The sequence below is a fragment of the Pseudomonas viciae genome (assembly GCF_004786035.1).
Taxonomy (GTDB): domain Bacteria; phylum Pseudomonadota; class Gammaproteobacteria; order Pseudomonadales; family Pseudomonadaceae; genus Aquipseudomonas; species Aquipseudomonas viciae.
This window is the reverse complement of sequence record NZ_CP035088.1, coordinates 3,509,691-3,521,381: the sequence shown is the minus strand read 5'-3', so window position 1 is coordinate 3,521,381 and position 11,691 is coordinate 3,509,691. Positions and strand designations below refer to the sequence as shown.

Genomic DNA, 11,691 nt, shown 5'->3' with positions numbered 1-11,691 from the left:
GCGGATGCTGCTGTTAGTGGGCGTCGACCGAGAAATGAAGAGGTTCTTATGATTACTCCTGAAGGCCAAAAACGCATTGTCGTCACGGGCGTTGGAATTGTCGGGCCACTGGGCTGCGGCGTAGAGGAAGTCTGGCGGCGGTTGCTGGCTGGCTGCTCTGGTATTCGTCACCTGCCCGACGATATGACTGAGGGAACGGGTGTTGCAGTGGGTGGGCGGGTGCCGTCCCTGGAGGTGGATGCCGTTGCGGGGTATGACCCGGAGCGTTTCATCTCGACCAAGGACCGCAAGAAAATGGATCGTTTCATTGAGTTCGCCCTGGTGGCCGCTGACGAAGCGCTGGCGCAGGCGGGCTGGCATCCGACTGACGCCGCCGATCAGGAACGCACCGCGACGATCATTTCATCGGGCGTGGGTGGCTTTGGCGCGATTGCCGATGCTGTACGCACCACCGATGCTCGTGGTCCGCGCCGCTTGTCGCCGTTCAGCGCACCGGCCTTTCTCGCCAACATGGCGGCTGGGCACGTTTCCATCCGTCACGGTTTCAAAGGGCCTCTCGGCGCGCCCGTCACAGCCTGTGCTGCCGGGGTGCAGGCCGTTGGTGATGCGGCCAGGCTCATCCGAAGTGGTGAGGCGGATATCGCTCTGTGCGGCGGCACCGAAGCGGCGATAGACCGTGTGACGCTGGGTTGTTTTGCGGCCGCCCGCGCACTCTCCACGGGGTTTGCCGAGCGCCCGCAAGAAGCTTCGCGTCCCTTTGATCGTGATCGTGACGGCTTTGTCATGGCCGAAGGTGCCGGGTTGCTGGTGATCGAATCGCTGGAGCATGCCCTGGGTCGTGGTGCCAAACCCCTGGCGGAACTGGTCGGCTATGGCACCAGTGCCGATGCCTATCACCTGACGGCAGGTCCGGCAGATGGCAACGGCGCACGGCGGGCGATGGAGCAGGCGCTGCGCCAGGCCACTGTCAGCCCTGCCGACGTGCAGCATATCAATGCCCACGCCACCTCCACCCAGGTTGGCGACAGCGGGGAACTAGCGGCGATTCGCTCGTTGTTCGGGCGTGATTCCGGCGTGGCAATCACCTCGACCAAATCTGCTACCGGGCACCTGCTGGGCGCGGCGGGAGGCATCGAGGCGATCTTCACGGTGTTGGCGCTTCGTGATCAGGTGGTGCCACCAACCCTGAACCTGCTTCACCCTGACGAGGCCGCCGAGGGGCTCGATCTGGTCGCCCTGAATGCTCGGAAGATGCCGATCACCCACGCACTTTCAAATGGATTCGGGTTCGGCGGGGTGAATGCAAGTGTGCTGTTTCGGCGCTGGGAGGCTTGATCCGGCACGGTCAACATTGATGCAGGCTGACCCACCGCTATCGTGAGCAAGCGCGCTCCCACAAAGATCTGTGGGAGCGTTTGGTTTCAGGAGATCGGCCGCAGGTAAATACCGTTACTCAGGTTCTGCTTGAGTTGCTGGCTCGTCTCGTCTGCCAACACCTCCGGCTGGCCGTTGATCACCCCATCCAGTACGCGCTGGACGACATCCTGGGGAGACGCCTTTGGCACGCCTTCGATGCCCCGTGTCATGTCCGTGTCCACGAACGCAACGTGCACGCCCACTACCAGCGTGCCCTGGGCTGCCAATTGCAGGCGCAGGCCATTGGTGAGCGACCAGGCGGCTGCTTTGCTGGCCGAATAGGTGAGGGTGCCGGGAAGGTTCACCCAGCTCAGGGCCGAATGCATGTTGACGATAACCCCGCCGCCGTTCGCCGCCAGGATTGGCGCGAAGGCCAGGCTGGTGGCCAGCGGAGCGACTGCGTTGGTTTCAAGCTCGTGGCGAAGAGTGGTCAGGCTGTTGCTGTCCTGGTCTTTGCCTTCGAATCCGCTGATGCCCGCGTTGTTGATCAGCAATGTCAGATCCGGTGCGCTCTCGGCTACGGCCGCGATGTCTTCGGGGCGGGTGACGTCGAGTTTGATCGGCACCACATTGGGCTGGGCTTCGAGGGTGGCCGGGTCGCGTGCCGCGGCATACACCTTTGCGGCGCCCGCCGCGAGAAGTGCCTGCACGAATGCCTTGCCCAGGCCACGGTTGGCGCCGGTCACCAGCGCCACACTGCCTTTGATTTGCATGTCGATTCTCCAATGATTGACGAAAAAGAACAAAGCGGCGCATGAGCGCCTTACTGGTTTACTTCGCGAGACTGCCTCGCAGAACAAACAAGACCCATGCGATCAGGCAGGCCGTCGCCTGGATGCCCCCCAGTGTCGTGACTGGCGCGAAGGTCAGCACCGAGGCCAGCCAGGTGGTGAGTGCAGCGGCGCCCATGGAGATAAAACCCAGCAGCGCGGAAGTCATCCCGGCCTCTCTGCCGAAAGGCTGCATGGCGATGGCCGTGCCGAGTGGATTGGCGAGCCCCATGCCCCAGAGAAACGTGACCATCGATAAGGCGTACCAGCCAAGGCTTGGATCGGCCGGGCCCACGAGCAGCAGGCCGCCGCCCGCCATGGCGCAGGCAATGCCCAGCAACGTAATGATCCGGGAACCGTGGCGGTGCGCCAGGCGCGGAGCCGCCATGCCGGCGGCGAACACGACGAACACCGTGGCGGCGAAGTACAAGCCGGTCTGCAATGACGTCAGGCCAATCCCTTTCATCAGGATCGCCGGGGCTGCGGCGAATGATGCAAACAACCCACTCATCAACAGACTCATCGAAACGGCCGGAAGGATGAAGCGCGTATCCAGTGCCAATTTTCGATAGGCGAGCACCACGCTCCTGGTTGAATGCGGGGCTCGGCGGTCGACGGGATGGGTTTCTCCCAGGCTCTGGACATAGAAGAACGCCAGTGCGACAGCGGCCAGCCCCACCAGGATGAAGATGGCGCGCCATCCGAGCGTGGCGGACAGCAGGCTGCCAAGCAGTGGCGAAAAACCTGGCGCGGCGGCGGTGGCAATCATGGTCAAGGACAAGGCGCGAGCGAGCGTCTCGCCTTCAAATAGATCCCGTGCGATGGCGCGCGACAACACCGAGGCGGCGCATACCCCCAGGGCCTGGATGATGCGCCCCGCAATCAGCATGTCGAGCGTGGAAGCCAAGCCTGCGATGACGGTGCCGACGACAAAAATGCAGAGCCCGCCCAGCACCAGTTTCTTGCGCCCGTAACGGTCGGCCAACGGCCCGACCACCAACTGGCCCAGTGCGAAGGTGATGAAGAAGCTGGACAGTGTCAGGCCAAGCTCCCGTGCGCTCACCCCGAGGTCTTCACCAATGGCTGGGAACGCCGGGAGGATGATATTCGTGGACAACATGCTGATTGCCGCCAGGCCTGCAAGCAGTGCCACAACCTTCCCGGTCAGCGGTTGGACGGTTTGAGTCGGGGCAGTCGCAACAGTTGTTGTCATGGATTTACACCTTTGGCGTTTGTAGGCGCGGTTGCGGTAGGTCGAACCGGTAGATGCGAAATCGGTTTGATCTTCCTGCCAGCATGTATGATGGTCGTCATATTGTGAGGTGAGCATGATGATCATCATGCAATTCGTCAAGTTCAAGATTGGAGGTTTTTCATGAGGCATCCCCCAAGCCAGACTGCAGAGCGACGCGAGAAAATCCTGGAGGAGGCGTCTCGGCTATTTCGTGGCAAGGGTATCGCCGGGGCGAGCATTGCCGAAGTCATGAAGGCGTCAGGCCTGACCCACGGTGCCTTCTATGCGCATTTCGACTCCAAGGACGCGCTGGTCTGTGCCAGCCTTGAGCGCGCCATGGACCAGTTGGCGCTCGAACTGCGGGAAACGGTCTCCGGCAGTGATGCGCCCAAGGAGGCCTTTCTGGGCAGGTACCTCAGCCAGCGACACCGCGACCACCCGGAAGCCGGGTGCGCCATGCCTGCGCTGGCCATCGATGTTTCCCGTGAGCCGGGGATGCGCCGCGCCTTCACGAGCCGGGTGGTCGGGATGATCGAGTTGCTCACCTCCAGTCTTCCCTGGCGGCGCGGTCGCTCCAGGGAGGACCAGGCGATCGGCTTCCTGGCGGCGATTGTCGGCGCGATGGTGCTCGCCCGCGCAGTGGATGAGCCGCAGCTATCGGATCGAATTTTACGCGCGACGCGTGATGAGCTACTTGATGTTGATAAGCCGTCTGGGTGGGCGGCGACAGACGCGCCGCAGCATAAGCAGTCAGATTCAATATTAACTAGTGTGCTAGATAATATTGAGCAACAGAAACAGGTACCTGCTCATGGCGCTGCAGCCTCCGGGGAAGTGGGGGAACAGTTGTCCTTTGCCTTGTACGGTGCGGCCAATCGGATGATTCGCCTGCACAAACCCTTGTTGGAACCGCTGGGGCTGACGTTCCCCCAATACCTCGTGATGTTGGAACTGTTCACTGAAGCGCCCAGGACCGTAGGCGACCTGGGCACCAAACTCGCCATGGATACCGGGACAATCACGCCGTTGCTCAAGCGTCTCGAGGCATCGGGCATGGTGACTCGAACCCGAGACAGAGGTGACGAACGTCGTGTGCTGATTGCCCTGACTGACGCCGCGTTGGCGTTGAGTAAAGAACTCTTGGCTGTGACCGATAAGATCAACACCGCTTGCCAGCTTGATGACGATGGGCAGGAAGCACTCCGTGACACGCTCAACGCTTTCGCGCGTCCCGCCGGCGAATGAACGGGGGCGCTCGCTACCGTTGAAGAGGATTGAGCATTGCGCAATGGCTGCCCGCTCTATGTGGTGTGTCTTTTCTGTTTGAGTGAGGCGCATGCTGCAGAATATCCGGTCGCTGAGCAGGCTGTGCCCCGTCTCGATTCAGCCCTGGTGCTCGACGAGGTAACGGTCACGGCGCGGCGTCGCGAGGAGTTCCAGCAGACAGTGCCGATCAGCATGAGCGTACTCAATGGCGAGCAGTTGAACGATGCCGGCCTCTACCGAACCGAGGACCTGCAGCAGCGCGTACCAAGTCTGCTGGTGACGGTGCCCAGTGCGCGTTATGCCAGCTACGGCATTCGCGGGCTGGGCACGAGCTCCTACAACGATGGCATCGATGGCAGTGTCGGGGTGTTTCTCGATGGGGTTTACCTGGGCCGCCAAGGCATGTCGCTTGGCGACCTGGTTGACGTCGAACGCGTCGAGGTATTGCGCGGGCCACAGGGGACCTTGTATGGCAAGAACACCACGGCCGGCGCGATCAACGTCAGCAGTCGCGCGCCGACCTTCGAGCCGGAGGGCAGTGGCGAGGTCTCGGTCGGTGAAAAGGGGTTGCGTCAGTACCGCGGTACGGTTTCAGGCGCGCTGATCGACGGCGTATTGGCCGGGCGCCTGACCGGTTACGACGTGGAGCGCGACGGTCTCATCGATAACCGTTACGACGGCAGCCACCTTGGCGATCAGAACCGCCAAGGTCTGCGCGGCCAATTGCTGTGGACACCCGGCGAAGCGTTCAGCGCGCGGCTGATCGGCGAGTACGGTTGGCAGGACGAGCAGGGAGGTGCTTATGCGGCCAGTAACTACAGTGAGACGACCCTCAAGCGGGCCGCTTTCGTCGGCTACCGCCAGTTGCCTGTCGACCCCTACGCGCGCCGTGTGCAGCAGGATGAGCCGAATAATATAAAGACATTGCAGACCGGTGCCTCGCTGGAGCTGAACTGGTGGTTGGACAGCGGGGCCACGCTGACCAGCATCAGCGGATATCGGGATTGGACCTACGACACCGACCAGGATGGCGATGGCATGGCGCTGTCCATCGCCGAAAACGCCGCCGTGCAGCTCAATCACCATCAATTCAGCCAGGAGTTGCGTCTGGCCGATTCGCCTAACGAGCACTTCGATTACGTGGTAGGTCTCTATTACTTGCGGCAGAAGTTGAACCGTGAGGTGGGTGTGCGCTTCGGCAAGGACGCGGCGGCTTACTTTCTGGGTGATCGACCGGAAATCGCATTGCTCGGTATTACGCCGGGGATGATTCCGGCCTCGTTGCTGGAGGGCGCGCAGCAGAGCTTCGATGGCGAGCAGCGCACCGACAGTCGCGCCGTGTTCGGCCAGCTTACCTGGCATGCCACCGACCGCCTGGCGATTACGCCGGGACTGCGTTACACCCGTGAAAGCAAGCAGGGCTGGATTTCCCGTAGCGTCTCGGGGCTGGCGCCGCTCGGGCCGGACTTGGTTTCCCAGCTGGCGGGACCTTTGCTGCGCAGTACCGCACTTGGCGGCGAGTATTACCGGCGTGACGCGGTAGAGGAGGGCAACCTCTCCGGGCAATTGACCTTCAGCTACCAGTTTCGCGATGACCTGCTCGGCTATGCCACTTGGGCGCGTGGCTACAAGGCCGGCGGGATCAACCTCGAGGTGATCGGTCCCAGCGCCGAGTCGACGTTTGATGCCGAGCGGGTGAGCTCGCTCGAGGTTGGGGTCAAGCAGGGTTTCTGGAGCGACCGGGGCCAGCTCGACGTGGCCGTGTACCAGATGGATGTCGACGATTACCAGGCGCTGACCAACCGTGCGCCGGCTAGCCCGTTTGCCCCACCGATCCGCGACAACCTGATCAATGTCGGCAAGGTGCGCCTGCGTGGCATCGAGCTGGACGCCCTGCTGCGGGCCAGCGAACGGATCGATCTGCGGCTGGGGATCGCCTGGAACGACGCACGCTACCGTGAGTTTCCCAATGCGCCCTGTTCACCGGCCAGCGCGCAGTGGTCCTGCGACTTGAAAGGCCAGCGTCTGTTCAACGCACCGGAGTGGAACGCCAACGCTGGGATTGACTATCGCCACCCGCTGGAGCACGGCCTGGAGCTGTTCAGTGGCCTTGATTACAAGTTCCGCAGCGGTTACTACGGCACGCTCGAAGGCGGCCCCGGCAGCTATCAACCGTCCTATGGGCTGACCAACCTGCGTCTTGGCTTGCGCCGTAGCAACAGGCGCTGGGAAGCTGAACTATGGGCGCGCAACCTGTTCGACGAGCAGTACATCACTGCTGTCTACGCCAAGCTGGGTGCGGGTGACTACGGGGTGCTGACCGGCGATCCGCGCAGCGTCGGCATGACTTTGCGCACGCGCTGGTAGTAAGCCGTCGTCCAAGCCCTTCAGAACCGCCCAAACATGCCGATACAACGCGCGTAGGTCCTATTGTGCAGCCGCCAGCGGAGTCCTGCGCAAAATTCCCAAGGCGTTCGTTCGCCTGTATCCACTACGTTTTTGCAGGTTTGTACATAAGCGGACCTCAGGTAATAAACCATGTCAGCCCATCCCAGGACCGAGCTGGAAAGCGCCCTTGCCGCCTGCAAGGGCAGTTTTCTTTCCGTTGGTTTTTTCAGCTTTTTCGTCAACTTGCTGATGCTGGTTCCATCGTTCTACATGCTGCAGGTGTATGACCGCGCTGTAGTCAGTGCCAGCCTGTCGACGCTGTTGATGCTGACGCTGATCATGTTGCTGTTGATGGTTACGATGGGGGGCCTGGAATGGGTTCGCTCGCGGATCATGGTGCGAATCAGTACTCGCCTGGACACGCTGCTGGGCCAACGTCTGTTCGACGCCAGCTTCAAGCAGGCGCTCAATACCGGTGGCATGAATGCCACGGCCCAGCCATTGAGCGATCTGAATGCGTTGCGCCAGTTCCTCACCGGTAACGGCCTGTTTGCGTTTTTCGACACGCCCTGGATTCCGATCTACCTGGCCGTCATGTTCATTTTTCACCCCTGGTACGGTTGGATGGGGGTGTTGAGCGCGGTGTTCCTGGGGGTGTTGGCCTTCGTTAACGAAAAGCTCACCCGTGCACCGCTGCAGGCGGCCAACCGTGAGCAGATGGCGGCCACCGCCTTCACCAACAAGAGCTTGCGTAATGCCGAAGTGGTTGAGTCCATGGGCATGCTTGCAAGTCTGCGCCAGCGCTGGAACGGGCAAACCCATAAGGTCCTGACCTTGCAAAGCCTGGCCAGCGACCGCGCCACGACCATTTCCGCCGTGTCGAGGACGTTCCGTCAGATCGTCCAGTCGTTGGTGTTGGGCCTGGGGGCTTACCTGGCGATCAATCATGAGATTTCTTCCGGGTTGATGATTGCCGGTTCGATTTTGTTGGGGCGCGCGCTGGCGCCCATCGATCAGTTGATCGGCGTGTGGAAAGGCTTCCTGGGCGCACGCTCGCAATATGCCCGGCTGCACGAATTGCTGGTCAAGATTGCCGCCGAGCCTGAGCGCATGTCCTTGCCCGCGCCTGAAGGGGCGATCCGTGTCGAGGGGCTTTCGGTGGCCCCCCCGCACGGTGGCAAGCCAATTATTCGCGGGGTGGACTTCCAGGTATCCGCCGGTGAGGTGGTGGGGATCATCGGACCCAGCGGCGCCGGCAAGTCGACCCTGGCCAGGGCATTGCTGGGGGTCTGGCCAAGCCAGGCCGGTACTGTGCGCCTGGACGGTGCGGACATCAGCCAATGGCGCCGAGACGAATTGGGTCAGTACATCGGCTATTTGCCACAGGACATCGAACTGTTCGAGGGCTCCATCAGCCAGAACATCTCGCGCTTCGGCCCGGCAGATGCGCCCGCGGTGGTCGCCGCCGCGCGCATGGCCGGCGTCCATGAGCTGGTGCTGCAACTGCCCGATGGCTACGACACCGTGATCGGCGCCAATGGCGGTGGCTTGTCCGGCGGCCAGCGGCAGCGCATCGGGCTGGCCCGCGCCTTGTACGGTGAGCCGCGCCTGGTGGTGCTCGATGAACCGAACTCCAATCTCGATGACGCTGGAGAAAAAATGCTCGCCGAGGCACTGCAAAAACTCAGGCAGAGCCGTGCCACCGTGTTTGTCATTACCCATCGGTCCGGGGTATTGGCGCAGGTGGATAAATTGCTGGTGCTCAATCAGGGCGAGCTAAGCCTGTTCGGGCCGCGCGACAAGGTCCTGGCGCGACTGCAGGGCGTTACGCCTGCAATCCACCCCGCTAGCGCGATTCAACCGTAAGAGGCGGATGAGCAACTTTATGCAAAACAGTCAGTACTCATCCGCCGATTCACCCGGGCTCCCCATCGATGATGCGCCGGTACGGCGTATCGGCTACCTCATGTTGCTGGTCACCTTTGGCCTGTTCGGCGGCTGGGCTACCCTGGCGCCGCTCGACAGTGCGGCACTTGCGCCAGGCGTGGTCACGGTCAAAAGCTACCGCAAGACCGTACAGCATCTTGAAGGCGGCATCGTGCGTGAACTGCGTGTGCATGATGGCGACCGGGTGAAAGCCGGTGATGTGTTGCTGGTGCTCGACAACACCCAGGCACGTTCGGAAATGGAAGCCATGCGCAGCCAGTTGATCGCCGCGCTCGAACTGCAAGCCCGACTGGTGGCTGAACGTGACTCGCTGCCCGAACCACCCGCCGAGCCGACGCTGGATCCGGCTGACCCGCGCGTGCGCGAAGCCCGCGACAGTGAAGCGCGGATCTTCCAGACCCGACGGACCTCGTTGCTCGGCGAAATCGGCTTGCAGGAGAAGTCCATCGGACAGATCGAGGAGCAGATTCGCGGCCTCAAGGCCATCATTGCCAGCAAGCAGACACTGGCGGCGTCCTATCAAGAAGAGATTGTCGACTTGCGCGCCCTGTTGGCCGACGGTTACGTGGACAAGCAGCGCCTGCGTGAGCAGGAGCGCGCGCTCTCTCGGCTGCAGGCCGAAATAGCTGAAAGCCAGTCCGAAATTGCGCGAGCGCGGGTTCATATCGACGAGGCGCAGTTGAAAATACTGCAGTTGAAAAAGACCTTTGCCACCGAGGTCGCCGGTCTGTTGGGCGATGCGCGGAGCAAGGTGTATGAACTGCGCGAGCGCCTGGCCAGCCTGCAGGACCGCGACCAGCGCACCGATATCCTGGCGCCCGAGTCGGGGATGGTCATGGGGATGACCCTGCACACGACGGGCGGGGTGGTCAGCCCAGGTACTGCGCTGTTGGACATCGTCCCGGCCAACGAAGAGCTGATCGTCGAAGCGCAGATTTCACCGATGGACATCGATCGTATCGCATTGGGCAAACTGGCGCAGATCCGTTTCAGTGCGTTCAAGAGCAGCACCACGCCGGTCATCGAAGGGCAGTTGGTGCAGATATCCGCCGATCGCCTGACCAATAAAGACACCGGCACCGCTTATTACCTGGCACGCGTGGCCCTGACCGACAACGGGCGTCAGGCCCTGGGCGATCTCACCCTGGTGCCGGGAATGCCGGTCGAAGTGCTGATCAATACGGGGGCGCGGACGTTGTTGCAGTACTTGATGCAGCCTGCCAGCAATGCGTTCGCCCGTTCGTTGATCGAGGACTGACATGAAGTCTTTGATCGCGCTGTGTCTGGCCGTCATGCCGCTTGGCGTCCTGGCTGACAACACTTATATCGACCTGTGGCAACTGCATCAGGAAGCACAGGGCGCCGATCCGCGCATCCTGCGGGCGCAGGCGCTGATCCGTAGTGGTGAGGGCAACGAACGTGCAGCCTTTGGTCAATTGCTGCCGCAGCTCAACGCCAGCGGCAGTGTCAATCGCAGTCGACGCGACGATGACCTGGAGCGTATCCAGTACAACGGCAAGCGCATGGCGCTGGTGCTCAATCAGGTGATCTACGATCCGCAGGTCTGGCGCAGCTATCAGAAGTACGTAGAGCTGGCCCGGCAGGGCGAATACGAATCCGATGACACCCAGGTGCAGGCCAGCATTGATCTGTCCGAGCGCTATTTCGCTGTGCTGGCGGCCGAGGACGAGCTGTCCCTGGTGCGCAGCGAGCTGGAGGCGACCGAGCGTAACCTCAAGCGAGTCAATGCCCTGTATGCGCGCCAGATGGCGATGGTGACCGACACGCTGGACCTGGAGGCTCGAGTGGATGCGCTCAAGGCTGACGAGATCGAAGCCACCAACAAGGTCCAGGTCAGTCGTGAAGCGATTTCCGAGCTGGTGGGGCGCGACGTCCAGGAGCCGTTCAAGCGCATCGGCGACAATCCGGCGTTCAGTCTGCCCGCGCAGGCGCAGGACTACTGGGTGCAGACGGCACTGGACAGCAACCCGGCACTGCACGCCCGCGAACACAGTATCCGTGCCGCCGATGCGGCGATTGGCGAAGCCAAGGCCGGCCATCTACCCCGATTGGGCCTGAACTTGACGGCGCAACGCAGTGATATCGGCTACGAGGGCACGTTGACGCCGCGCTCGGACAACCTCATCGCATCCCTCGACTTGCAGGTGCCGCTCTACAGTGGCGGCTCCACCCGTGCCCGGGTGTCGACCTCGGAAAGCGATAAGGAAGTCGCCCAGCAAGAGCTGGAAGCCCTGCGGCGCCAGGTCATCAAGGAAACTTGCACGGCCTACCTGGGGATGACGGCAGAACTCAGTCGAATCAAGGCGACGCGCCGGGCGCTGGAATCCGCTGAAAAGTCACGGATAGCCACGGAGAAAGCCTTTGCGTACGGGGTCAAGAATGCCGTCGATGTCCTGGACAGCATCAAGGAAGCGTTTCGCGCACGGCGTGATTTCTATCAGTCCCAATACCGGTTCGTGACCAGTTTGCTGGTGCTGCATCGCTGGAGCGGAAGATTGGCCGATGGGGATATTCGCAAGGCTAACGAATGGTTGGTTGCGCCGTCGACATCGGACTAATGGTTAAATAGGTGGCCAAGTGATATCAATGCCACTGTTTCTCATGCAAAATAACGTTTTTTGTAGCGGTCGCATCCAGGAAGGGCCGTAG

At 61.8% G+C, this 11,691-nt stretch carries 8 protein-coding genes; 6 read left to right on the top strand and 2 right to left on the bottom strand.

Annotation, left to right across the window (positions count from 1 at the left end; translation table 11 throughout):
- Positions 1-48 precede the first annotated feature (48 nt).
- The gene (gene fabF / locus EPZ47_RS15630; RefSeq protein WP_135845614.1) at positions 49-1,335 is read left to right on the top strand and encodes a beta-ketoacyl-ACP synthase II; all 1,287 of its coding nucleotides are present in this window, start codon (positions 49-51) and stop codon (positions 1,333-1,335) included.
- 86 nt (positions 1,336-1,421) lie between these two features.
- On the opposite strand, the gene EPZ47_RS15625 is transcribed toward fabF, so the two are convergent.
- Entirely contained in the window at positions 1,422-2,129 is a 708-nt protein-coding gene (locus EPZ47_RS15625) for an SDR family oxidoreductase (protein WP_135845613.1), read from the bottom strand.
- A gap of 58 nt (positions 2,130-2,187) precedes the next feature.
- Entirely contained in the window at positions 2,188-3,528 is a 1,341-nt protein-coding gene (locus EPZ47_RS15620) for a multidrug effflux MFS transporter (RefSeq protein WP_238346630.1), read from the bottom strand.
- A gap of 33 nt (positions 3,529-3,561) precedes the next feature.
- Here EPZ47_RS15620 and EPZ47_RS30290 point away from each other — a divergent pair, with 33 nt between their 5' ends.
- From EPZ47_RS30290 to EPZ47_RS15590, 5 genes are all read left to right on the top strand, one after another.
- Entirely contained in the window at positions 3,562-4,665 is a 1,104-nt protein-coding gene (locus EPZ47_RS30290) for a transcriptional regulator, SarA/Rot family (RefSeq protein WP_202879077.1), read from the top strand.
- Between the two features lie 123 nt (positions 4,666-4,788).
- Complete coding sequence (locus EPZ47_RS15605) at positions 4,789-7,053, top strand: TonB-dependent receptor (RefSeq protein ID WP_238346629.1); 2,265 nt, start codon at positions 4,789-4,791, stop codon at positions 7,051-7,053.
- Positions 7,054-7,224: 171 nt separating this feature from the next.
- On the top strand, positions 7,225-8,940 hold the full coding sequence (locus EPZ47_RS15600; RefSeq protein ID WP_135845611.1) for a type I secretion system permease/ATPase: 1,716 nt from the start codon (positions 7,225-7,227) through the stop codon (positions 8,938-8,940).
- A 19-nt stretch (positions 8,941-8,959) separates the two neighbouring features.
- Positions 8,960-10,279, top strand: coding sequence for an HlyD family type I secretion periplasmic adaptor subunit (locus tag EPZ47_RS15595; RefSeq protein ID WP_238346628.1), 1,320 nt, complete (start codon positions 8,960-8,962; stop codon positions 10,277-10,279).
- Between the two features lies 1 nt (position 10,280).
- The gene (locus tag EPZ47_RS15590; RefSeq protein ID WP_135845609.1) at positions 10,281-11,600 is read left to right on the top strand and encodes a TolC family protein; all 1,320 of its coding nucleotides are present in this window, start codon (positions 10,281-10,283) and stop codon (positions 11,598-11,600) included.
- The last annotated feature ends 91 nt before the right edge of the window (positions 11,601-11,691 follow it).